24 protein-coding genes and 1 tRNA gene are annotated in these 23,409 nt (G+C 52.0%); 7 read left to right on the forward strand and 18 right to left on the reverse strand.

Annotation, left to right across the window (positions count from 1 at the left end; genetic code table 11):
- Positions 1–14 precede the first annotated feature (14 nt).
- Positions 15–1,745 (reverse strand): response regulator, encoded by a 1,731-nt coding sequence (locus NYE29_RS31965; RefSeq protein ID WP_340899123.1) that lies wholly within the window; start codon positions 1,743–1,745, stop codon positions 15–17.
- A 287-nt stretch (positions 1,746–2,032) separates the two neighbouring features.
- Here NYE29_RS31965 and NYE29_RS31970 point away from each other — a divergent pair, with 287 nt between their 5' ends.
- The 3 genes from NYE29_RS31970 to NYE29_RS31980 are packed head-to-tail and all read left to right on the forward strand — an operon-like array spanning position 2,033 to position 4,171.
- The gene (locus tag NYE29_RS31970) at positions 2,033–2,326 is read left to right on the forward strand and encodes a PadR family transcriptional regulator (RefSeq protein ID WP_052092522.1); all 294 of its coding nucleotides are present in this window, start codon (positions 2,033–2,035) and stop codon (positions 2,324–2,326) included.
- Positions 2,323–3,477 (forward strand): DUF2812 domain-containing protein, encoded by a 1,155-nt coding sequence (locus tag NYE29_RS31975; protein WP_340899124.1) that lies wholly within the window; start codon positions 2,323–2,325, stop codon positions 3,475–3,477. Before NYE29_RS31970 ends, NYE29_RS31975 begins: the two co-directional genes overlap by 4 nt.
- 16 nt (positions 3,478–3,493) lie before the next feature.
- A complete protein-coding gene (locus tag NYE29_RS31980) occupies positions 3,494–4,171 on the forward strand; it encodes a DUF7002 family protein (RefSeq protein ID WP_340899125.1) in 678 nt (225 codons plus the stop codon).
- On the opposite strand, the gene NYE29_RS31985 is transcribed toward NYE29_RS31980, so the two are convergent.
- The 6 genes from NYE29_RS31985 to NYE29_RS32010 form a co-directional block, all read right to left on the reverse strand.
- Complete coding sequence (locus NYE29_RS31985) at positions 4,152–4,808, reverse strand: hypothetical protein (protein ID WP_340899126.1); 657 nt, start codon at positions 4,806–4,808, stop codon at positions 4,152–4,154. The two genes, NYE29_RS31980 and NYE29_RS31985, sit on opposite strands and share 20 nt — an antisense overlap.
- Positions 4,809–4,864: 56 nt before the next feature.
- Positions 4,865–5,287 (reverse strand): hypothetical protein, encoded by a 423-nt coding sequence (locus tag NYE29_RS31990; protein WP_340899127.1) that lies wholly within the window; start codon positions 5,285–5,287, stop codon positions 4,865–4,867.
- On the reverse strand, positions 5,284–5,487 hold the full coding sequence (locus NYE29_RS31995) for a helix-turn-helix transcriptional regulator (protein WP_038589712.1): 204 nt from the start codon (positions 5,485–5,487) through the stop codon (positions 5,284–5,286). The genes NYE29_RS31990 and NYE29_RS31995 overlap by 4 nt, the downstream gene beginning before the upstream one ends.
- A 161-nt stretch (positions 5,488–5,648) precedes the next feature.
- Entirely contained in the window at positions 5,649–6,515 is an 867-nt protein-coding gene (locus tag NYE29_RS32000; RefSeq protein ID WP_340899128.1) for an alpha/beta fold hydrolase, read from the reverse strand.
- Positions 6,512–7,108 (reverse strand): TetR/AcrR family transcriptional regulator, encoded by a 597-nt coding sequence (locus NYE29_RS32005; RefSeq protein WP_076112337.1) that lies wholly within the window; start codon positions 7,106–7,108, stop codon positions 6,512–6,514. The genes NYE29_RS32000 and NYE29_RS32005 overlap by 4 nt, the downstream gene beginning before the upstream one ends.
- A 250-nt stretch (positions 7,109–7,358) precedes the next feature.
- A tRNA-Leu gene (locus NYE29_RS32010) sits at positions 7,359–7,442 on the reverse strand.
- A 179-nt stretch (positions 7,443–7,621) separates the two neighbouring features.
- Between NYE29_RS32010 and NYE29_RS32015 the strand changes: the two genes are divergently transcribed.
- Positions 7,622–8,077: a hypothetical protein gene (locus NYE29_RS32015; protein ID WP_340899129.1), complete on the forward strand. Its 456-nt coding sequence runs from the start codon at positions 7,622–7,624 to the stop codon at positions 8,075–8,077.
- Between the two features lie 73 nt (positions 8,078–8,150).
- Here NYE29_RS32015 and NYE29_RS32020 read toward each other — a convergent pair whose 3' ends face one another.
- The 3 genes from NYE29_RS32020 to NYE29_RS32030 form a co-directional block, all read right to left on the reverse strand.
- Positions 8,151–8,369, reverse strand: a complete 219-nt coding sequence (locus tag NYE29_RS32020) for a hypothetical protein (RefSeq protein WP_076112335.1) — start codon at positions 8,367–8,369, stop codon at positions 8,151–8,153.
- A gap of 137 nt (positions 8,370–8,506) precedes the next feature.
- Positions 8,507–8,824: a hypothetical protein gene (locus tag NYE29_RS32025; RefSeq protein WP_038589706.1), complete on the reverse strand. Its 318-nt coding sequence runs from the start codon at positions 8,822–8,824 to the stop codon at positions 8,507–8,509.
- A 105-nt stretch (positions 8,825–8,929) separates the two neighbouring features.
- On the reverse strand, positions 8,930–9,502 hold the full coding sequence (locus tag NYE29_RS32030; RefSeq protein ID WP_038589705.1) for a xanthine phosphoribosyltransferase: 573 nt from the start codon (positions 9,500–9,502) through the stop codon (positions 8,930–8,932).
- Between the two features lie 180 nt (positions 9,503–9,682).
- On the opposite strand from NYE29_RS32030, the gene NYE29_RS32035 reads away from it, so the two are divergent.
- Entirely contained in the window at positions 9,683–10,804 is a 1,122-nt protein-coding gene (locus NYE29_RS32035; RefSeq protein WP_076112334.1) for a YkvI family membrane protein, read from the forward strand.
- Positions 10,805–10,944: 140 nt separating this feature from the next.
- Here the strand turns inward: NYE29_RS32035 and NYE29_RS32040 are convergent, their stop codons facing one another.
- The 3 genes from NYE29_RS32040 to NYE29_RS32050 are packed head-to-tail and all read right to left on the reverse strand — an operon-like array spanning position 10,945 to position 16,806.
- Positions 10,945–14,271, reverse strand: a complete 3,327-nt coding sequence (locus tag NYE29_RS32040; RefSeq protein ID WP_340899133.1) for an AAA family ATPase — start codon at positions 14,269–14,271, stop codon at positions 10,945–10,947.
- Positions 14,268–15,719, reverse strand: coding sequence for a metallophosphoesterase family protein (locus NYE29_RS32045; protein WP_340899135.1), 1,452 nt, complete (start codon positions 15,717–15,719; stop codon positions 14,268–14,270). The genes NYE29_RS32040 and NYE29_RS32045 overlap by 4 nt, the downstream gene beginning before the upstream one ends.
- A complete protein-coding gene (locus NYE29_RS32050; RefSeq protein WP_038589703.1) occupies positions 15,670–16,806 on the reverse strand; it encodes a glycosyltransferase family 4 protein in 1,137 nt (378 codons plus the stop codon). The genes NYE29_RS32045 and NYE29_RS32050 overlap by 50 nt, the downstream gene beginning before the upstream one ends.
- 184 nt (positions 16,807–16,990) lie before the next feature.
- Here NYE29_RS32050 and NYE29_RS32055 point away from each other — a divergent pair, with 184 nt between their 5' ends.
- Positions 16,991–18,385 carry an RsmB/NOP family class I SAM-dependent RNA methyltransferase gene (locus NYE29_RS32055; protein ID WP_340899137.1) on the forward strand — a complete coding sequence of 465 codons (1,395 nt, stop codon included), beginning with the start codon at positions 16,991–16,993 and terminating at the stop codon, positions 18,383–18,385.
- 113 nt (positions 18,386–18,498) lie between these two features.
- The gene (locus tag NYE29_RS32060; RefSeq protein WP_218642532.1) at positions 18,499–18,588 is read left to right on the forward strand and encodes a YjcZ family sporulation protein; all 90 of its coding nucleotides are present in this window, start codon (positions 18,499–18,501) and stop codon (positions 18,586–18,588) included.
- 249 nt (positions 18,589–18,837) lie between these two features.
- On the opposite strand, the gene NYE29_RS32065 is transcribed toward NYE29_RS32060, so the two are convergent.
- The 5 genes from NYE29_RS32065 to NYE29_RS32085 all read right to left on the reverse strand — a co-directional run bounded on the left by NYE29_RS32065 (position 18,838) and on the right by NYE29_RS32085 (position 23,402).
- Positions 18,838–19,638: a Cof-type HAD-IIB family hydrolase gene (locus NYE29_RS32065; RefSeq protein WP_340899139.1), complete on the reverse strand. Its 801-nt coding sequence runs from the start codon at positions 19,636–19,638 to the stop codon at positions 18,838–18,840.
- Positions 19,639–19,752: 114 nt separating this feature from the next.
- On the reverse strand, positions 19,753–20,517 hold the full coding sequence (locus NYE29_RS32070) for a pseudouridine synthase (RefSeq protein ID WP_340899140.1): 765 nt from the start codon (positions 20,515–20,517) through the stop codon (positions 19,753–19,755).
- A 2-nt stretch (positions 20,518–20,519) separates the two neighbouring features.
- Positions 20,520–22,046 (reverse strand): RsmB/NOP family class I SAM-dependent RNA methyltransferase, encoded by a 1,527-nt coding sequence (locus NYE29_RS32075; protein WP_340899141.1) that lies wholly within the window; start codon positions 22,044–22,046, stop codon positions 20,520–20,522.
- A gap of 98 nt (positions 22,047–22,144) precedes the next feature.
- Positions 22,145–22,600 (reverse strand): DUF309 domain-containing protein, encoded by a 456-nt coding sequence (locus NYE29_RS32080; protein ID WP_340899864.1) that lies wholly within the window; start codon positions 22,598–22,600, stop codon positions 22,145–22,147.
- Positions 22,590–23,402: a GTP pyrophosphokinase gene (locus NYE29_RS32085; RefSeq protein ID WP_038589698.1), complete on the reverse strand. Its 813-nt coding sequence runs from the start codon at positions 23,400–23,402 to the stop codon at positions 22,590–22,592. Before NYE29_RS32085 ends, NYE29_RS32080 begins: the two co-directional genes overlap by 11 nt.
- Positions 23,403–23,409 lie beyond the last annotated feature (7 nt).

Below are 23,409 nucleotides of genomic sequence, written 5' to 3' on the forward strand. Positions count from 1 at the left end.
GGGAGGCTCAAGTTCTAATTTTGCTGTTCTCTGTAGGCGCTGGGTGTGCTCCCGGTCATTTTTTTGAACAGCTTGCTGAAATGGCTGGGATCGGTATAACCTACGGCATAGCAGACCTCGTAAAATTTGTTCTGCGGATCTCTCAGCAGCATTTTCGCCTTTTCAATCCGTACTTTGGTCAAATATTCAAACACGGTTTCGCCCGTTTCCTGCTTATACAGCAGCCTTACATAGGTAGGACTGAGATATACGCCTGCTGCAATATCGGCGATCGTCAAATTGTCCGCATATCTCTCTCCGATTAGGCGGCGGACCCGTTCAATGACCTCACTGGACTTCCCGCTGCGTTTGGCCTCCACAAAATCACAGACATGCCGCAAATACGATTCCGTATACCGCAGCAAATCCTGTATCGTTTCCTGGCGCATAACCAGCTTCCAGGCTTCCATTTCCCGTTTCTCCCACTCTGCCGTCATGCCGTTCAGCTCCAGTAGCACCTGGCTGGACTGCAGAATCAGGTGGAGACTGACATTCTGCGCGTAACGGGAGCCCTGCCCCCGGTTCAGCTCCAGCAGACCAAAGATTCCACTCAGTTCCCCCTGCAGCCGGCTTTGATCGCCTGACTTAAGGGCAGTGATTACGCGTTCGCTCCATTCCGGCTCAAAGCGGTAACGCAGATTCTCTCCAGACTCAATGTTGTCCATCGTCAGAATGCGATTTTTACCCAGATACCATTTCTGGTCGGCGGCAGCTCTTGCCTGCTTATAGGAGGCCGGCACCTCAGAAAGGCTGCCTACTCCATCCCCCACCCCGATGGTTACGCTCAGCTTCAGCCATTTTCGCAGATTGTCGCGGATCGATTCCGCCAGCAGCAGCAATTCGTTCTCGGGAGAGCGGTCAGCTGAAAGCTCCGCATTTTCTCCAGCTTCTCCTGGCCGGGGCACTGCATCTAGAATATCTGCCGCCCTGCCCGCAAGCTCCGGTTTGAGCTCCCGGTCCGCCTCCTGCCCTCCAAAAGACTGGGTCAACAAAATGCCGACATACTCTCCCGGCTCCTTCTCAAACGTCACACCGCGCATTTGCTTATCCGTTAACTCTTGAATGATATTCAGCACCGTATAGGACAAAAGCTGTTTATCCCGCTCACTGCGTGAATCCATTACCTGCGGAACATCATCAATTACAATGACCATAATGATATAGCTGTCCGCAGAGAGCAGCGGCAGTCCCAGAAATTGCAGTTTATCCTGAACCTGGGCCATGTTGATGTTATCGCTGACCACCGACAGCAGAAATTTCTCGCGCAGCAGCGGCATGCTCTGGGTTAGCTTAACCTGCATTTCCTTTACCCGGTCCCGCTCCCGCCTATCCGCATCCAGTGCAGCAGTCACTTTTCCCATCACGGCGTACAATTCTTTCCTGCTGACTGGTTTGAAAATATAATCAGCCGCATGCATCTGCAGCGCCGATTTCAAATACTCTGCATCGTTATGCCCGCTGATGAACACAATTTTGGCATCCGGCAGCAGTGCACGGACCTCCGCAGCCATCGTAATTCCGTCCATAGAAGGCATTTGCACATCCGTCAGCACAATATCCGGTCTAAGCTCACGTATGAGCGTAAGCCCTGTATCTCCGTCATCCGCGGTTCCGATCAATTGAATTCCTTGTGCTGCCCAGTCTACATAAGTGCGCAGCCCGTTCACCACCGAGGGCTCATCATCCACAATGACTAATGTTTTCATATTCTCAGTTCCTCTCCTATATGAGATTATTTGTTTCACAGAATTAAATACCTTATTTCATTGTAAAAAATTTCAACCGATTAAGATATTCTTCTGCAAAAATAATACAAAGTAGGATTAATGGATTGTAATCCCCCTCATTTCTTATTTCCCGGGAAAGTTTCTTTGCATGATAAGTCACGTCGTGATATAGTCACGTTATGACATAGTCGCGATGAGACATATATTTTGTGAAAAAGGTGATCCTGGTGTCCTCCATTGAAAAAGCACTTAAAAAGTACGTGCCGATGACCGAGACAGCATTCTACATTCTGTTGTCCCTGACCAAACCGCGCCACGGATACGGAATCATCAAGCATGTTGAAGAATTGTCAGGCGGACGGCTCAGACTGGGGTCAGGTACGGTCTATGGAACATTGACCAAAATGAACAAAGACGGCTTGATCACCGTATTTGCCGATGAAGAGAGAAAAACGGTATATGAGGTATCGGAGCTTGGAAAAAAAGTAATGACCGTAGAAATTGGCAGATTGAAAGAACTGCACAACAATGCGATTAACTGCGAGGAGGAATTCTTATGAAGACTGTATTTCGGCCTTTCTGGAGCTATGACTTGCTCAAAACAGAAACCTGGCTGACCGGGATGGCCAGCCAGGGATGGCTGCTTGAAGGATGGAATATTAAACTTCGGCGGTTTATTTTCCGGCAGGGTAAGCCGGGTAACATTACCTATCAAATCGGGTATGCTCCATCAGCTCAAACCTCCTTGTCCACCTATCTGGCCGCTGAGGGCTGGACAAGGAACGTGCATCAAGGGAAGTGGACCATTTATGCCAATGAACGGCAACCCGGCCAAATCAACGCCTACCCCTCCCGCCAGGAAGCGATCAAGCGAAACCGGAAGATTTCTTATTTTTTCATGGCGATTATCGTTTATTTGTTATTAATTGCACTAATTCCGCTAATCACGATAGGTTTTTCCCTTTCCCAGGATACGCCCCTACGGGTAGTGAAAAGCCCCATGTGGCTGGTTACCTATATCGCTGCAGCCTTCGCCATCGCTCTGCTGGTACTCGCGTTCTATTCCGTTATCAAGATCAGGGCAGCCAATAAAACATTACGCGGGGACAATCAAGACAGCTACGCACTTGACGTACAGCCCGACCCTGCCGGGCCCAAGATCATCCGGATCAAACTAGCCTGGATGTACGCTCCGGACCGGCTGGAGCAGTGGCTTGAGAACAAAGAACGGCTTGGATATAATCTGTGTAAAGTCGGTCCAGGCGGAACGCTGTTCTATTTCTGCAAAGGCAGCCCACGGCGGATGAACTATCATGCCGACTATCAAGTGATTTCCGATGAAGGTTATTTGGAGCTGCACAGGGAGGCCGGCTGGAAGAACGTCTACAGTTCCCTCTCCTCCTTGCAGAAATGGACGATCTGGAGCCGGGAATATTCGGAAGGCGCTGAGCGCCCTGAAATATACAGTGATCAATTCCACCGCTTGAAGCACGCCCGAAAAATCGCCATCAGCTACACTTCGCTATTCCTCCCGATGCTTCTGCTCTATAGCGTGAATTTGGGGGCATTCATTGATGGCATGCTAAATGACGGAATCACCGCTTCCCTGGCATGGAACACTTCGCTAATGTTCATCTGCATGCTCCTCTTCGGGTCGTTCGCGGGCAGAACCTGGCTGTATTACCGGCGTCTCAAAAACAGTAAACCGTAAAGGACAAAATGCCAATATGAAAACAATCACCCTAGCAGCTATCACTAAAAGCCCGTTAAGACGCTCGCTCTACCATTTCACCAGAGCGCGCAATCTGCCGGGTATTGCCGGACTGGACAGACTGGCCGCATCCGTGCTTTTGGACCCTGAGCATGCATGCGGTGTGCACCGGACGACACTGCAGCAGTCCCGCTATCAAGGCCGCTCAGTCTGGTTAAATGCCCATCTGCGGATCACTCCCGAGGCCATGGACCCGGAAACAACACCGGAGCAATTCCGCGCCTGCCTTGACCGGCATGTCTTCCTGTGGCCGACAGAGCGTGATTGCCTTGCCATGGCTGCTATGTACTCCCGCAGAGAACCCGGCGAACATTTTGCCATCCTGAAATTCTCCGCCTATGAACTGCTGAGTGATCATTTCGAGCATATCAGGCTGTCCAAATATGACTCCGGAAGCTCCCCCCGTTATCCGCACCGGATGTCTTACCGCAAGAGCTGCGGGATGCTGCTGCCCATTGAACGTTTCATGGAAGCTGCCGGACATTCGATCCCAACCAAACCTTCCGAGATCAAAGAAGTGCTGGTTGAACAGCAATTGACTCCGGTAAGCCGCTATCTGCAGACGGTATATTGCTCCGACCCCGGGCAAGTCCCCGAGGTCTGGAAGCCGCTTTTTATGCCGGGATACCTGTAAAATAAAAACCAATAAACAACAATCCGGGCATTAAGGTTGCCGGGAAGCCTTTGAATCCCTTTTTATCTTTAACAGCAAGAATCACGGCAATGTTCAGCAGCTGTCCTGCCAGAATAGGCAATACAGCAAATAACAGGCCGAACTCACTGTCCGATTTCAATGCAACCATTGTCAGCATCGAATAAAAGACCAAATCCCCCACACCGATGACCGGAATCAGCCCCCGTTTCCCGGGAACCGGAAGACAGATGGACAGCCGCACGGCTGTATTATTCTGTCCCATTAGTTTGGCATTAAGTGTGAACCGCCCTCTCTTGGTGAAACTAAACACATCCATTACCACCACTCCGAGGGCAGCACCAATAATCGCACTCTCCGAGACGAATATGTAGGCTGACAGCATATACGCAAGAAACAGTGCGCAGACGATGTTCAAACCATTGTGCAGATAAATAACAGTCCGGCTGATACTCTTCTTCCAGATCCAAATATTTGCCGCAAACGCAGCTATGAATCCGGCAATGGCAATCGCATGTGGCAACTCACGGACAATTCCCGCCAATGTCGTTATCAGCGCCGTAAGAAAAAATATATAGGTTAATTCCCAATGCATCCTGTTCTTCGCAGCATCATCCATTGTGATCTTCCTCCAGTGTTAAGTAACCCCTTGTATTCCCGCTTCTCCCAGATCGGCTACATCTGTTTGCTGTATTTAATCATGTAGAAGAGTTGCGTAAAATAGCCAAATAAATAAAGGCCAATGGTAGTCAACACCACCCATAGAGAAATCCCTGCAAAGATAAACAGAAACGGCAGTGCAATCATGACCACAAACATAATATCGAAGGCTTTGGCCTTGGCTTTCATCCGGATAGCTGTATTGCGTTCGTCGCGGAAATCAATCACAGCCTGCTTTTTGAGCTTGGGGTGCTTCCGGTAATACCCTTGAACGATAAGATTAGCGGCACTCATACTGAACAGCCCCGAGCCTATCCCCACACATATTCCGGCAAGCTTTTCTGTACTTTCATCAATCACCAGAAGTCCGGCTACAGTCAAAATACCTCCAAGCAGCAGCAGAATAGTAAACAGCCAAACTGTCTTGTTCATTTTCATTCCGATTCCTCCTCATAGATAAAAATATCTTCAATGGCCAGCTTGAAATAGCGGGCAATTTTAAAGGCTAGAATAATGGACGGATTGTATCTCCCATTTTCGAGCGAACCAATGGTCTGCCGCGAAACTTCTAATGCCTCGGCAAGCTCCTCCTGCTTGATCCCCCGCTCCTTGCGAAGCTGCTCCAATCTGTTTTCCATGCTTTCACCTCACTGGTTACGGAAAGTTAACTTTCCATAATAATAGCATTCACCTTTTTCAATGTAAAGTACACTTTCCATTTCCTCATAACTCTAATAAATACAAAAAAGGCCCTTGATGGCATCACTGCCAAATCAAGAGCCTGCTAATACGGGCAGAACTATTTAAAAAAATTCTCTATTTCCTTAATAATAGTTTCAAGGTTTCTGTTGTTTTGAAAATGGCTTGCATTTTCCAGGACAATAATTTTTTGCAGCTGATTAAAAATCTCTTTCGACCTTGGAACAACCTGTTCAGCAGGGAAAAATATATCTTGATCAGCGACAATTAGTAAGGAAGGTGCGGTGTACGCCATCAATTCTTCCTTGGTTGCATACTTGGGAAATACCGTTTCCAACCGGACATAATCATATATGTATTGTATCTGCAACAACAAATCTTCATGGATTTCATCGTCGAACATTGCTGCACAAGCCTTATATAAATTTCTATCGGTAGAAATCACTTTATATACAGCGAGCGGAATAAGTATCTTCCTCATCATGCCGGTCATTTTACCTCCCGCAATACCTGAAGGTACAAGAAATACTGCTTTTTCAATACGCTCAGGTGCGTAGGCAGCTAAACGTATAAGTATTCCGCCTCCGTACGAGGGTCCAATAAATTTCGCCTTCGCTAGACCCAGACCATCCATAAAATCACAAACCCACTCAGCATATTCATTTGTTTTGGGATTGAGCCGGATTTCATCACTTTTGCCCGGATGTCCGATGGTATCTGGCGCAAAAATACGATAGATCTTAGACAGAGGTTCAAACCACTTGAGCGTTATTGGATTTACTACATTTCCTCCATGAAAGCAGATTAAGGGTGGTGCCGTTTCATCACCCCCGACTAAAATATGGGTTTTGCCAAATCGCGTATCCACGTATCTGCTCTCAAATTTCGTATCCAGCCGGGATTGCAGCTTGTCATAGATGTGAAGTATTTTTTCTTTACCCAAGGGACTTTTATAGATTGACTTCATCGCTCCACCCTCCCTTCAAAAATCCTCTCCGCAAGACTTTCGATAAAGAAATGCACCACTTCTTCATGATGCTCTCCGCTAATCTCATTTTTATGAAGTACTGTGAAAAATATCGCCCTCATAGCAGATGATACAAAGCCTATATCACATTCAACCTCAAGGTACTTTAAGAGCATTGAGATTTCGTCCTCGTCATCCGATAGATGTTCTTTAACGGTTTCTTCCGGCAGCTTTTGGATCAGAAGCTCGTAATCACCGTTTTGAAGATTTAGAATCCACGGGTTTTTCTGGACCTCTATAAACATTTGCTTAAGACCCTGGATAAAACTCTGCTTTGGGGGCTCATTAGAGGTTTTTAATGCTTCAAGCATTGCATTCTTTATACGTTTATCAACGTTTTTAAGAACATCGAAAAAAAGCAGTTCTTTTGATGGATAAAATAAATAAAAGGCACCTTTTGATATCCCCGCCATTCTGACGAGCTCGTCCACGCTGGTTTTTTTAATTCCATACTTTCCCCAGCATATCTCAGCCTTGCTTAGGAGCCTTTCCTGTATGATCTCCTTTTCTTTATCGCTAAATTTCTTCGCCATGCCGCCTCCTTAATACTCTATGACCGTTTTTGACTTTATAGTCATATAATAACGTTTTCACTCCTTGAAATCAATAGGCATCCCTGTTTTCTTGCCCCGGGTTCTTATACTCCATAAGAGCTGAACAAAGACGTTCACATGCCAGGAGAAAAGGCAACTAACGCTGGCGGCACGTTCAATTCGCCTAAATATACTAAGCCAGACAAAAGAAAAAACCCTTCCTAGGAAGGGTTTTCTTTGTAAAGCACGATGCGGTCAAGAGGACTCGAACCTCCACGATATTGCTACCACTGGCACCTGAAGCCAGCGCGTCTGCCAATTCCGCCATGACCGCATATTATGATGACTCGCTTTCGCGGTCACAAGATAGATCATATCATACTGAGAAATCGGAGTCAATCTTTTTTAATTTTTCATTGGTTTCATTAATTTTTGGTTAAATATTGCTTTTATTGATGAACAAGAGGTATAATAAGAACAAAGGTTCGCATAATATAAATGAGGTGATTTATAATGGCGACTACCAAGAGAAGTACACTAATCACACCAGCTATTCCTGAAGATATAACCAAAGACGAATTGTCCCTTGTCAGAAGCTATCTGCTGCTAACGTTTATTCATAAAGTATTTGAACGGGATTGCCGGGTGATCGGCAAGAGTGGTCTGTTTAAGACGCCTCAGCTTTACATGGAACTGGTGTCCAGCGCAACCAAGAAGACCTCGCTAATGCTGCAAGAGGTAACCCGTGAGCTGGCTTCACATCATTTGAAGATCACCACCATCCGCCAGGATCAGCGCGGCGTTGAAGCACAATATGCCTGCCGCGGTTATGTGGGAGAGATCAACATCCCGTGGCCTGGATTCCGCAATGAAATGATGCTGCGCATGCGCGCTTATCTCGGATTAAATCCCGAGCTCACTGTTCTCCCTAAGGAAGACAGCGTCGAACAGATGGCTATGTCCATCTAATAGCATAATGAAGTATATAAATAATGACAGCCCTTATCCATAACCGGACAAGGGCTGTCATGCTGTGAGTTGCTTATATATTGTCCGGATCTTGTCTAGGCTCCGAGAAAGGCTGATACACGTAATTACGGTCAAGCTTCACTACCCGCTTATTGGGACGGCGCACCATTACCTGTGACTCGTCCCAGGCCAATACAATACCCTTGACGTCATTGCTCTCCAACGCATCACGTACGACACGTATTTTCTCTCCGGATATCCGGTACGCATCCAACTGTTCATCACTGATCATGTGGTAATACTCCCCTCTCTCCGTTAGTTAGCTTGTCCATTGTCTCCCGCAATTCACTCATGAAAAAGGCCCGAATGATAAATCATCTGGGCCTCAGTTCCTTACTAGAAAGCAATTCTGTATGTCTTATGAAGATACTATATCAGCGCTTCATTCTTCTCAAACCAGAAATCAAGAACTTTAGCGGACATCACACGTTCTTCCAGATATTCAACCTGATGATCACTGAAGTTCTGTTTCCAGTTGAAATCCAGTTCTTTACACAAACCTGTGATTGTCAAAAGTTCCGACCAGGCTACATAACGTTTGTACCAGAAAAATTGAGGATGTTCAATCATATAGGGATACAGATCGTCGAACTCCGTGTGTTTACAATCCAGCGCACGCTCGAAATGATCCTTGGCCTCGGATAATTTATCTATAAAGAATTGCTCTGTCACCGGTTCTTTCCCCATTGTGACGCCTCCTCTCCTATGTCTAATGTTTATTATAAAGGAAAAGTCATAGGGTGAAAAGCAGATGTTTTAAAAATAGGCTATACACCTATTAATTGCCACTGCTTAGTCGCCAAAGACTATTGTTCCTTCACTTAGAGACATAATTCTGACCAGCGACTCCAGACGGATGCCCTGTTCCCGGATGGTGCGGGCTCCTGCCTGAAAGCTTTTTTCCACTACTACGCCCAGTCCCACCAGTTCGGCCCCCGAGCGCTGGATGATCTTGATCAGTCCGCGTGCTGCATCACCATTGGCGATAATATCATCAATAAAAAGAATCTTATCATCCGGGGAGATATACTGGCGGGACAACATAATATCAGTAACGATTCCCTTGGTGAACGATGGTACTCTTTCGCACAAAGCATCAGGATCGGCGAGCAATGTTTTTTTGCGGCGGGCAAATACAAGCGGCACCTTCATTTCATAAGCGGTGGCAAATGCCACGGCAATACCCGAGGACTCCACGGTAACTACCCGCGTAACTCCGGCGTCCGCAAATCTCCCGGCAAACTCCCGTCCCATTTCCATCGTCAGCATGGGATCCACCTGATGGTTGAGCAGACCGTCTAGTTTCAGCACCTGATCCGAAACGACGACCCCTTCCTGCAAAATCCGCTGTTTCAATACTTCCATGACTTTGAACCTCCATTACCCTTTATAATTTCAGACATTCCACTCTAATACACCCATTTGCCATTAGGCGGAAGTCATGTCCTTCTGTTCCTCATCATAACCTGTACTATACGGACTGCACAAGGCAATCCTGCGGGCGGTGCCCATTTTTTATATTCATAGCATTGAAGGAGGCGAGCCATGAAATCTCATGTCCGCACATTGCAAATCGCTTTCACTTATATTGGCACCATTGTAGGCGCCGGCTTTGCCACCGGCCAGGAAATCCTCCGGTTTTTCACCCGGTACGGCCACTGGGCAGTATTAACCATTCTGCTCGCGACGGTGCTCTTTATTTGGCTGGGCACCAAGATGATGGTGATTGCCCGGCGCATCGAAGCCGATTCTTATGAAGACTTTAACCGCCATCTCTTCGGCGAGCGGGTTGGCAGCAGCATCAGCCTCTTTACCTTGATCGTTCTCGTCGCAGTCAACAGCATTATGCTGGCAGGGGCAGGGGCGATATTTCAGGAGAATCTGGGATTGCCGTTCCAGGCAGGTCTGTTGATTACAATATTCGGCTCATACTTTTTACTGAAACGCGGAATTTCCGGTATCCTGCAAATCAACAGTGTTGTCGTGCCCTTAATGCTTACTTTGTCGCTAATCATCATTTCCAATACGCTCGGTGTGCCGGGAGCAGGGCGCTTTCTGTTCCTTGAAACCGATCGCAGCATCTTCGGGGCGTGGATGTCGCCGCTGCTCTATACCGCCTTCAACCTCGGGATGGCCCAAGCCGTGCTTGTTCCGCTGGCCCGCCATACCGATGAAGAAAAATCCCTGGTGCGGGGCGGCATCCTCGGCGGGGCAGGGATCGGGTTCATGCTGCTGGCCGCTCATTTTGCCATGAGCTCGCAAATGCCTGGCATCCTGCAGTTTGAAATCCCTATGGGCAGCATTGCCTTCCGGCTAGGCCCCCTTGTGCAGAGCATTTATCTGCTGCTGATCTTTCTGGAAATCTTCAGCACTTTTGTGGCCAATATCTATGGAGTCGGAGTACAGCTTAAACAGCATTTGCCAATCGCCCCGTCCCTCGTCACTCCCCTGCTGATGCTGATCTGTTATTTATTCAGCCAATTTGGCTTCAGCTCACTATTGGGAGTTTTCTACCCTATATTCGGTGCCTTGGCGCTAGTCTGGGTTATTATGCTGCTGCGCGCGCCTATGTCTCCTCCGCCCCGGATAGCTGACCCTTCCGGCCCGGAAGGCAAAGCCATCACCATTGTAGCTGTCAAACCGGTGATTCGGATCACACGGAAATAACAGCTGGAAGGATGAAGCAACTATTCCCTCCGGATGAATCCACTTCAGCGAGAAATAGAAGGATAATTTATAGCGTAAAGCATATAATTTCTTTTAATTTAAAGAGCCGTACGGCCGCTTGGTTCGCAGCCGTACAGCTTCTATACAGAGATCACAGCGGCTGCCGGTATCAAACGTGCAGCCGCTTCGGCTACATGCCGGTGGCAGGTCATCATGACAATCTGCCGGGAAACCGACAATTCACCGATCAGTGCCAGTGCCGCATGCAGGCGGCGTTCATCAAAGTTGACGAACAGGTCATCGAAGAGCAGCGGCAGGCTGGCCTGGCGGGTCATCGTCTCTGCCAGGGCCAGACGGATAGCCAGATACAGCTGTTCCGCCGTTCCCCGGCTGAGCAGTCCGCTGTCCAGAAGCCCGGCATCCTTATGCTCCGCCTTCAACTCCTTGTGCCCAAGCGTCATCACGATTCTCAGGTATTCCCCTTCCGTCAGCTTGTTGAAATACGCCGAAGCCAGCTGCAGTACCTGCGGCTGCTTCTCCTGCTCGTAGATGCGGCGTGTCCTTCCCATCAGTTCGGCCGCCAAGGCTGATACAGCATACTGTCCGGCCAGAAGCTTCAGTGCCGCCCGCTGCTCCTCCAACTGCTGGAGGACTGTGTCTTCCAGGCAGCGCTCCTTCAAATACTCGCGCTCCTGCAGCAGTTTGCCCCGGTGCTGAAGCAGCGCATTGCGTTCTTCCTCAATATTTGCCGCAGTATCCTCCGCTGCTGACCGTTCCCGCTCCAGCGCAGCAGCATCATGATGCTCCAGCAGCTTCTGTAGTTCAACCGCTTCCCCGTTCTCCCATCCGCCGAACATGGCCAGCTCCCACTGGCGGATCGATCTGGTCAGCTCCAGACGCCGCTGCACGGCTGACGAACGGCGCAGAAATTCCTCGCCGTCCGTAGCACCGCCCTCCTGCAGCAATCTGCCGCTGCGCTCATTCAATACCTCAAGTGCTTGACGGCCCCCGGCAAGCTCCACCTGTACTTCATGCAGCCGCTCTTGGGCAGCTTCCCGGCGGAGCAGTTCCGTCTTGAGCTGGTCCCAATCCCGCTTTCTGATCTCCAGCCAGCTCAGCAAAGTGAGTGCGGCAGTTCCAGCGACAGGTTCTATTAATGGCAGAACCCGTGTATTACCTGTACTTGCTGTATCGTTCAGGAATAAAACCTCAGTATTTACGAATGGCAGCAAACCCGAGGGATCTGCTGTGCTTGCTGCAGTGTTGTCGGCGGCAGCTGATGACAGTTCGCCCCCCGGCGCTGCCTCATGCCATAAATTCAGGCATTCTTGCTCATAAGCAGCACACTCTTCTTGCAGCTCCTTAAGCCGTGCCGCCAGCTTACTCTCCTGGCGCAGCAGCTCGTTCCCCTGCTCCACTCTGGCGAATATATCCGGCAGCCCTTCGGGCGACAAGCCTTCCGGCAATCTATGCTGGCGCAGCCATGTTTCATAGCTCTCATCCAGATGGGTAAATTCAGCCTCTGCACGGTCCATCTCTTCGGCCAGCGCCCGCTCCTGCCCGGAGAGTGTCTCTACCTCTGTCAGGCAGGTTTCCCGCTCCCCGGACAGCCGTTCCACACGCTGCCGCCAGGCATTCCAGGCTTCCATGAGCCTGCGAAGCTCCTTCATGCCAGCCTCCAGCCCGCTTGCTTCAGGGCTGGGCGCTGCCGCCGGCCTGCGGCCCGGCCGGCTTAAAGCACTCTCCGGCTCCGCAGCGGAGAGCAGCAGCCCGCGCAGCCGCAGCATCTCCGCTGCGGCCACGCTCCCGTCCCCGCCATGCTCCGGCGGGGACGTTCCCGGTCTGCGCGCGGCGTGCAGACCGGCCCACAGGGCGAGGTCCGCGGCGGCCAGCAGGCCGAGCGCGGTCCAGGCGCTGACCGGCGGCGCACCGGTCAGGTACAGCGCAGCCGGCAGCAGCAGCGTCAGCGCTGCGCCTGCCGCAAGCAAGCGCCGGTACAGCGCAGCCCGGCGCTCTCCCGCGCCGGAGCCGCGCAGCGGCCCTGCCCCGCCGAGCTGCGCTTCGCGCCAGCGCTCGGCGGCCTGCTGCAGCTCGTCCCACAGCTGCAGCACTTCACGCGGGCTGCGCGGGGCGAGGCCCGCGAAGTCTGCGGCGCCGCTTGCGTGCTCGCGCGCAAGCGAACGTTCCGCCGCCTGCAGCGCAGCGCCCGCGGCGGCGAGACGGGAGCGGAGGCTCTGCCGCTCCGCCTCACGCGCTTCCATTCGCCGGTCATACCCGGCGAAGGATGCCGCGAAGCGCCGTGCGGCTTCACGATCCGCCGCCGCACCGGAGAAGTCCGCCAGCTCGGCTAGGCTCCAGCCTGCGCCAATCCCGCGCAGGATGCGCTCCAGATGCTCATGCAGCGCAGCAAGCTCGCCCGTGAGACGCTGCCGTTCCGCCCTCCGGTCCTCATAACTGGAACGCCGGCGGTCCAGACGCTCAAGTGCCGGGCCTTGAGCAATCAGCAACAGATCCGGCGGATGTTGGGCAAGCTCAGCGATAAGCTCCTGCTCCAGACGCTCCATGCGGAATACCGCTGCTTCGCTACTGCGGATCTCCCCTTCAAGGGACTGCCAGCGAACTGCACCGTTCTCCGGAAAGACCTCAATCACCGGCAGCTCTGCCAGCTCCAGCCCCGCTTCCCGCCACTTCAGCCACAGCTCGCGGATGTCCTGCACCTTCCGCAGTTTGACCAGCATCTCCCCGGTGGAAGTCCGCAACTTTTCCAGCCTCGCCAGCTCCAGCTGCGCATTATCCAAAGCTGCAGTATTCTCATTATACCGGGGAAGATAAGAACGGCTCTCAGCCATTTCACGTTCCAGCTTGTCGATGCTTTGCAGGATTTTGGCCGCATCCTGCACTTTGCCGCGCGGCTTATACAGCTTCTCGGCTTCCTGAATCAATCGCCGCTCGGCCCGCATAATTTCGCCGCCGCCGCCCATCCCGGCATGGAATAAATAGCTGCTCATCTCCTCGGACTGCAGTGCCCCAAGCTCCTGAAGCTCGTCCAGCGATACGGCAAACAGCTGCCGGAACATGCTTCTGGAAATGCCGCAGAGCAGACGGCGCTCCATTTCCGCTTGCCCCACTTCCTCAGACCGTCCATCCGGATAGCTGACAGTAATATTCAGCTTTTCGCTGCGTCCCGCCGTCTCTCCACCTGCGGCGTAACGGCGGATTCTCCATAGGCCTCCCTGCTCGTCATTCGCCGTCAGCATGCCGCCATGCAGACCACCCTGTGTCGGCTCATACCTTTCCGCCAGATTCACCCTGGTCGGGATCCCAAAAAGCATCGCCCGGATGAACTGCATCGTAGTACTTTTACCAGCCTCATTACGTCCAAACAGAACGGTTACGCCCTCCTGCAGCTCCAGTTCCCGGTTATGCAGACGCCCGAAGCCTCCGATCTGCACATGCTGTATCTTCATCCTGTACTCCCCCGCTCCTGCCGGTTGGTAGAATGCCCGGTCCCTTCGCTGGCTGTATCCGTTGCACCTGGCAGTCTGATGTCTGCTTTCTCCCCCTCAGCGGTCTCTTCCACCCCGCTAAGCAGTGTAATCCCCAGCTCTGACGCGCTTTTCAGCCAGCCCCGTTTCTCCTCTTCATCTGCCGAGGACAGCAGTCTGCGGAGCTCCTGGTTCTCCATGAGCGGCTTCAATGCACTTCCGATCAGTTCATCCAGTCCTTCCGTCGTCTCCCCGCTGCGCCCCGACAGCCTCAGCATTTCACCCAGGAAGCTATCTTCCCGCAGCAGGCTTTCCCGGTCTATCGCCAGACCCGTTTCCACCGAGAAACCCTCGGTCCACACGAGACCGGCATATTCTTTCCGCTCCGCACGTTTCGCTTCACGCCGCTGCAGCTCAGAGAGCAAATCATCCGCTGCACCCTTTTCTGCCAATATCCTGTGCACGCCTCCCCTGCCCGTAAGCCGAAAGCGCACAACCGACATCATTTGCGGAAGCCCATTCCTGATTTCCTCAACTGCCTGCTCGACAGCTTCAACCCATTTCACCTCATCCGCTAAGCCTTCAATGGAAATCTCCCGCACCTGCCAGCGGACGGAATCCAGTTCATGAAACTGGAGAGATGCAGATCCTGCTTCATCCACATCCACTACATAACAACCTTTGGGTCCGGTCTCTTTAATGCTGCGGCCCTGGATATTGCCCGGATACACTATAGACGGACGCTCATGCAGAATACTGCGTTTATGTATATGTCCCAGCGCCCAATAGTCGAATCCCCGGCTGATCAAATCCTTGCGGGTGCAGGGGGAATAGGTTTCGTGCTGAAGATCCCCATCCACGTTGCCATGCAGCAGCGCAATATGAAACAGGCTGCTTCCCGTCCTGCGGCTAAATTTCAAGGCAGTATTCTCCGTTACCTTTGCTGTTGGATAGGAAATTCCACTGACCACAGCAGCCTCCTTCCCGTCGCTCCGGCGGCGGGCGATGGCCTGTCCCGGCTCTCCGGAACTAAATACAGTAACATGCTCTGGCGGTTCTGTTGCCAGACGCGGCCCGTCGAGCGGATCATGGTTGCCATGAATCAGAAAGACCTGGATGCCATGCCTTCCCAATTCCTGCAACGCTTCCTGAAACCGCAGCTGGCCCTGCAGCGAAGCATCGGAGATATCATACACATCCCCGCTGATGACCACAAAATCAACTTCTTCATGAACGGCTACGTTAACAAGCCGCCCGAGGGCGGCGAAGGTGGACTCCCGTAAATAGGAGCGTATAGCCTGCGGAAGCTGCGCCAATCCGGAAAAACGGCTGTCTAGGTGCAGATCCGCGGCATGCAGGAAACGAAAAGGAATCATCTGCTCACCCTTTCGTTCCCGGCTGATATTGCAGATAGGTTTTTTTGAGCTCATTGGCCACCCGGGTCAGCGAATACAGGCTTTTTGCTTTATCCCAAGCCGAACGGGACAGCTCATAGCGGTAACCCGGATCGCTGATTACTTTTTCCAGCGCATCCGCCAATGCCACCTCATCGTCAGGATTGACCAGAAGTCCGTTCACCCCGTCCTCAATTTGTTCCGGAATCCCTCCCACATTCGTGCCGACAAGAGCCAGACAGCTGAGCGCCGCCTCCGCAAACACCGAGCCAAAAGCCTCCGCGCGTGAAGGGAGTACAAAAATATCAAAAAAAGGCATGAATTCTTCCGGATGCAAAGTGTATCCGTAAAAAATCGTCTCATTATAAATGCCCAGATTCTGGGCTAATGACTCCAGCTCACCGCGGCTGGGACCATCCCCAATGATGTGCAGCACATACTCATGGCCCCGTTTGTTCAGCTCGGCACAAGCTTTAAACAACGTATCTATCCCTTTGGCCGGTACAAGCCGGGTTACGGTCACCAATTGCGGGATGCTGTTGTCATGCGGAACAGGCTTGAATCTTTTCTCATCGAAGCCGTTTGGAATGACGCCAACGCTCGAGGGCTGGTCAATATATGGCGCTAAATAATCGGCAAAAGAGCGTGAAACCGTCATCAGGCGGTCACTGACATGCTCCAGCTCACGGTATACCGAGACAAGAAATTGATGCTCCGGACCGCCTTCTTCAATGATTCCATTCAGAATCAGCTCACGTTCATAGCTGGAATGCAGGGTTTGGATCAGCGGGATTTCCGGATAGATCTTTTTCATCGCCAGACCGGCAATCGGATGATGGGCATGGATCAGATCATACTTTTTGCTCATCCGCAGCTTCGTCCACCATATATAATCGCGGTAGGTCTGAATATATTTTTGTACAACCGGACTTTCGCCATACTTAGTCCAATCAAAGGTCTCAAATACAATCTCTTCGCGCCCCTTGCCGCGAATCCGTTTGGGCAACCAGAAGAGATCCATATCCCAGCGGCTGGAACGGAAACGTTCCTGGAGATAAGGAATCATTGAAGAAACACCACCGGGCTGTTCCGGCGGGAAGAATAGCGCTTGCAGCAAGTTCATCTGGTACATCCCCTTTACAATTGCCCTGATTACAGTGAGACCCGGCAATTATGATATAGTAATAAATATGTACAATTACTGGTACGCTAAGGTCCCCTACCTTGATTTTATCGGTATCCACCTGAAACAGCAACCAAGAAGAACGCTTGAGCCTGAATTGATTTTGACAAGAGGAGAATGAATGATGACGGAAGAACAGCTGCCCGCCGCTTATACCACTGCCATGAGAGAAATGCTGGGGCAGGAGGCGGACGCTTTTCTGCAAAGCTATACTTTGCTGCGGACCCAGGGTCTGCGATTCAACACTTTAAAAAGCCAGCTTGGAACCGGCATCCGCGCTGCCGAACATGCGGTTTCCTTATTCGGCCTTACACCGGTACCTTGGTGCCCCTCAGGGTATTACTACGAACATCCGGCCCGGCCCGGACGGCATCCCTACCACACCGCCGGACTATATTATATTCAGGAGCCCTCGGCAATGTCCGCGGCCGAGCTGTTGGGGCCGCTTCCCGGTGAGACGGTGCTGGATCTTGCCGCCGCTCCCGGCGGAAAGACGACACATATCGCCTCTCTAATGCAGGGACAAGGTCTGCTTGTGTCCAATGAGATCCACCCCGAGCGGGCCAAAATTCTGGCCGAAAACGTCGAACGCCACGGCATCTCCCACGCACTGGTGACCAGTGCAGCTCCAGGGGAGCTGTCACGGCGTTTCCCGCAGGTCTTCGACCGGATTATGCTGGATGCCCCCTGTTCTGGTGAAGGTATGTTCCGCAAAGATCCCGCTGCTGTAAGCGAATGGTCTCCGGGCCATGTCGAGATGTGTGCGGCAAGACAATGGGATATTTTGCAGGATGCCTATATCATGCTGAAACCGGGCGGCAGCCTGGCGTATTCGACCTGTACCTTCAACCGCAGCGAGAATGAAGATACCATCGCCCGGTTTATAGAGCACTATCCCGATATGGAGCTGATTGCCGGGAAACGCCTCTGGCCGCATCTGGAGAAAGGCGAAGGACATTTCGTCGCCCTGCTGCGCAAGGCACCTGCAGAAGAAACTGCAAATAGCCGCAGTAAACGGGGCAGCGGACGGGGCAAAAATAGCCCGCGAACAACCTCCTCCGTGCGCGATGCTTACCAGCAGTTTCTGGGCTGGGCAGCGGAGCATCTGCCAGGATTCACCGGCCAGGGTGTACCTCTGCTCTTTGGAGAATCCTTGTACCTGCTCCCGGAGACATTTAACGATAGCCTGCATACCGGTCTGCTCGAAGGCCTCAAAATCCCGCGGGCCGGGCTGCATGTGGCCCATCTGAAGAAAAACCGGATCGAACCGGCCCATGCTCTGGCAATGTCTCTTCAGCCCAGTCAAGCTGCACGTAGCTGGGACCTTCCGGCCGATAGTCATGAAATTCTGGCCTGGCTGCGCGGGGAGAGCCTGCCGGTTCCGGCTGAGCTGCATGGCTGGACACTGGTCACCGTTGATGGACTTCCCGTTGGCTGGGGCAAAGCCAGCTCCGGTCAACTGAAGAACCACCTGCCCAAAGGGCTCCGGATCTTAAAAGCCCATATTGACGAGCAATAGGCAACTAACCAGTTCCTGATGCCTCCCCCGGCATATGATGACATTATCCCAAGGACGCCGCAGCATAACTGCGCGGCATGGGAACTAGACATGAGTTAAGGGAGGAATCAGACATGGGTGCACATCCAGGCTTCACATCGACCGGTGCGATTTTGGTGCTCTTTATTTTACTTGTCATCATTTCCCGTTCGTTGTTTGTCTAATTCCGATCGAGCAGCAACGCACAGTGGTACCAAGCGGCCCGTCGTCCCTTTAAGGGGCGGTGCAGCCGCTTTTTTGCATTTCTAGTTCACGGCTGTTTATATCTAGCAATGTTTTATCTGTGATCGCAGATTGGATAAAGCAGATCAAATAAGCAGAAAAAAAAGCATAAACCAGCGCCTCAGGGCACTAGTCTATGCTTCCACACTTAGTTTCACACTTCACACTCTTACTTCATACTTACTCAAGTATTACGATAGGCAGTACTTCACCAGCGCGTCACGGACCCCGCTGTCGTTGTTGGTTCCAGTAACCGCGTTTGCCGCTGCTTTGACCTCGAGTGGTGAATTGTCCATCGCAACACCCAGTCCAGCGTAGGTAAGCATCGAAATATCATTATAATAATTCCCGATTGATAAGACTTCCTCCTGAGGAATCCCAAGCTGCACAGCCAGATTCTTCAGCGCATTCCCCTTGGAAGCCTCGGGATGCATGAAGTCTACAAAAAATTCGCCACTGCGCAAAATGTTGTACTGCTGCGTCCAAGTGCCCCATTCACGCTGTGCTTCATCCAGAATGTCCGACTGGGTGAAAACCGTAAATTTCACAATCGGTTCACGAAAATCATCCCAGGCCGGCAGTGAAGCAGGTATAATCCGGAAGTGCTCGTACATAAAATTAGCCTCTTGGGTCAGATTCTCCACATTATCGACGTACATATCAAAAGCGGTATTAACATCGAAATGGATATCATGCTGCCGGCAATAATCAATGTAAGGGTCGAGTCCACGGGCATCCAGCCCGAATTGATGCAGCACTTTGCGGTCATTGACACGGACCGTCGCCGCTCCGTTGTGGCCCAGCACATACCCCGACAGGCCCATTTCTTCCATAAATGGAATCGAGTTCTGCGGGCTGCGGCCTGTGCATAATACTATCTGGCCGCCTAGCCGCGTAACCTCAGCAATTGCCTCTTTGTTCTCATCACTTAAGTGGTGATCATCATTCAACAGTGTTCCGTCTACATCCAGCGCAATCAGTTTGTATCTCATACCCCACCATCCTTGTCTGTCTTTTATATCTATATTTGCAAGCTTACAAAACACCCGTCAACTAAGACACGTACTTTAATTAAGCCGGTATTAAATCAGCAGCGGGGCTATTTCTCATGTTTCCCGGCCGTCTGCACCAAGCAGACTCAGCTCTTCTGCCGTCAACTCCCGGCAAGCGCCCAATGGCAGGCTTTCGTCCAGCTTCAACTCCCCCATAGACACCCGCTTCAGAAACGTCACTTTTTTGCCTACCGCAATAAACATCCGCTTCACCTGATGGAATTTCCCTTCGGTAATGGTTAGGGAGATTTGTGAGGTGATTTTGCCGCCGCGCTCCCTGCCAAGGATACTCAGCTGTGCCGGGAGAGTCACATAACCATCTTCCAGCTCCACACCGGCGGCAAATGCAGCCACATCCGTTGCGTCTACTTCGCCCTCCACGATAGCCTCATACGTCTTCGGCACATGTTTTCGCGGGGACAGCAGCTCATGGGCGAGCTTGCCGTCATTGGTAAGCAGCAGCAGTCCAACCGTATCCTTGTCCAGTCTCCCGACCGGAAACGGCTCGAACTGCGCATACGCCGGCTTCAATAAATCAAGAACAGTCCGGTCCCGTTTGTCTTCTGTAGCAGACAAGACGCCCGGGGGCTTGTTCATCATCAGATAGATATGCTCGCGGTACAGAATCGGCTCCCCATTGAGCTCTACCCTGTCAAGATAGGGGTCAACATGAAACCCGCTATCCTTTACCACAATCCCATTAACAGTAATCAACCCCTGCTTCGCCTGCTTGCGGATGTCACTGCGGGAACCTGCGCCCATATGGGACAGCACTTTATCGATCCGTTGTTTCTTAGCGTTATTTCCCGATGCCCCCATGCCTATGTCCACCTCCAGCCAGCCGGATATTCATTCTTCAGCATTCCGTCCTGCCACTTCGCCCAACCTGCGCTGTACCCGTCGATACAGACCAGCACATACCCTTTGAGTACACTGCCTGACTTCACAGACAGTCGTTCTGCCGGAATGGACAACGTTTCGCCTTTAAGATAGGAGACCGCCTCACCGCTGCTGCCGGACAGGGAAAGACTGCGGCAACTCTCCTCCGGGTGCAGGGCGGTAGCGAGCGGATGCCCGGGAATAAACCGGCCGCTGCGCACATGGCCCGCATACCAGCCTGGACGGATCGTCTTCAGTCCATCCAAGGCTTCCTTCGGCAATGGCGAGATGTACAAATGTTCGCCGAACCATACGGGATATCCCGCAGGCTGCCAGCCGAGCTGCTCCTTGAAGAAATCGGCATAAGCGGCAAGCAGTGCCTCTTCTCCTATGCTTTGCTGTTCTCTGCCGGAGCCGTTGCCGGATTTGCCAAATGCACGGCCGCCTTTGCCGCCGCGTCCTCTTTCTGTTTTGCCTCCAGCTGCTTTAGCTGAAGGTGATGCTTTGCCTGACTTGCTCCGCGCAGCGATCCCAAGCGCAATGTCCCGGTCTCCGCCTTCCTCTTCCGGAACGAGGCCTCCATCATGGCGCAGCACGGCCATGAAATGCCCCTCGCCCTTGACCTTATGCGGCCACAGCCGGGCCGTCTCCGGCAATTCGCCGAACCCCGGGGCGAAAGAGCCTGTGCCGCCTGCCGGAACCAGTGAGAACCGGGGATGTGCGGCCAGAAAATCGGCTATCGTCCCCTCATTCTCTTCTACTGCAAACGTGCAGGTCGAATAGACCAATGTCCCGCCGGGCTTCAACGCCGCAGCGGCAGAGACAAGAATGTCCCGCTGCATCGCCGCATATTTCTCCGGCGTTCCCGGCTCCCACTGCTTCACCATGTCTTCATCCTTGCGGAACATGCCTTCACCGGAGCATGGCGCGTCGATTAGAATCCGGTCAAAGAACCCGGGGAATGCCGCTGCGATCCGTTCCGGGCTTTCATTCAGTACAATGCCATTGCGGACACCGTAAAGCTCCAAATTTTTGGCCAAAGCCTTGGTCCGCTCCGGATGAAGATCATTGCTGACCAGAAGACCTTCGCCTTGCAGCTTAGCGGCGATCTGCGTAGATTTGCCGCCCGGTGCGGCACATAAATCCAGCACCCGGTCACCTGGCTGCACATCAAGCAGCTCCACAGGAGCCATTGCACTCGGCTCCTGAATATAATACAGGCCGGTATGGTAATACGGATGTTTGCCAGGTCTGGCGCCTTCCCCGGTATAGAATCCGGTCGGACACCAGGGAATCGGCTCCAGCTCAAAAGGTGCTAGCGCCAGCAGGTCCTTCACCGATATTTTCAAGGTATTGGCGCGGATGCCGCCATAAGGAGTTTCCTTGTAGGTCTCCGCAAATTGTTCATACTCCGTTCCCAACAGTTCTTTCATCCGCTGCGTGAACGAGCCGGGCAATTGTGCCGCCATGTTGCTTTCCTCCTGCTTTTTGTTTCTGAATGTAGGAATGAAGAATTCAAGGAACACCCCGGTGGAGTGCTCCTTGTTGTCTTGCTGTATTTATTGCTTCATTTGCGGTGCGGTGAGTGAGCCGGCCGCTGGGGCCCCCTGCGCTGCGGCAAGTTGGGTATAATCCGGGCAGCTGCAATCTTTACAGCCTCTTCCAGGCCGGGATCTGCAATTTCAAGGGTCAGATCATAATAGGGAAACGGCTGTTCATCATAACCTTCCAGCTTGCGGACATACTGACCAGTCTCCTGTACAAGCTTCGCAAGATGAATTCCCAGTGTTTCATCCGGATACTTCTGCAGCACAATATGTGCCCCGCCCAGCATAATCCTCCCGCCGCGCACATTCCCGTTGCGGAAATGATACAACCCGACCGCTACCTGAAGAAGTGCTTTGTACAGCGGATCACGGTCTTTGGCCAGCCACAGCTCTTCAAGCACCTCATGACATTCGAAATAATCTCTGTCTCTATTGAAATAGACCAGGTACGCCAGATAGAGCGGTTCATAGACCATCCGGCAGACTGTCCTTCTTCGCATTAGAGAGCAGCTCACGCACATGGTCCAGCAATTCCTTCATCGCATCCATATCCTGGGCCTGCCAGATCACATTGAAACGTTCCTGGCTTTCAATCGCCTCGTTCACCAGATGATAGAAATACAATTGATGAATCGCCTTGAGCAATTGAGTCGTCATATTGGAATTTTCTTCGAAGGTTTTTTGAGCCTCCAGAATTTCTTCACGGATGCTGGACATTTCACTGTCCAGTATGGAAGCGGCCTCTGCCGCCGTCTTAAGCCGCACCCGCATTTCATCGGGCAGGCTTTCACGGTATTTATAGTTCAGCGAATGCTCGATGGTTGCCCAGAAATTCATCGCCAGTGTGCGGATTTGAATCTCGGCGAGTACAATCTTTTGCCCCAGAGCCGTCTGAACAGGATATTTAATAATCATATGGAAGCTGCGGTAGCCGCTTTCCTTGTAATTGGTGATGTAGTCCTTCTCGTAAAGCACTTCAAGATCCTTGCGGGCACGGATATACTCTGCCACTCTGCGGATATCCTCAACGAATTGGCACATGATGCGTATGCCGGCGATATCCTCAATACCTGTCTCCAGATCTTCCATCTTCACATTCAGCCGCTTGGCCTTCTCCAGAATGCTGGACAGCCGCTTCACGCGTCCGGTTACGAACTCGATCGGCGTATATTCCTCTCTCTTCTTGAGCTCCGAGCGCATCGTCTTGAATTTAACCTTGAGTTCCTCCACAGTCTGTTCATATGGAAGCAAAAAAGTTCCCCAGTCCCTGCCGTCCATCGCCTTC

Origin of the sequence: Paenibacillus sp. FSL M7-1046 (assembly GCF_038007405.1) — a bacterium.
GTDB lineage: Bacteria > Bacillota > Bacilli > Paenibacillales > Paenibacillaceae > Paenibacillus_AQ.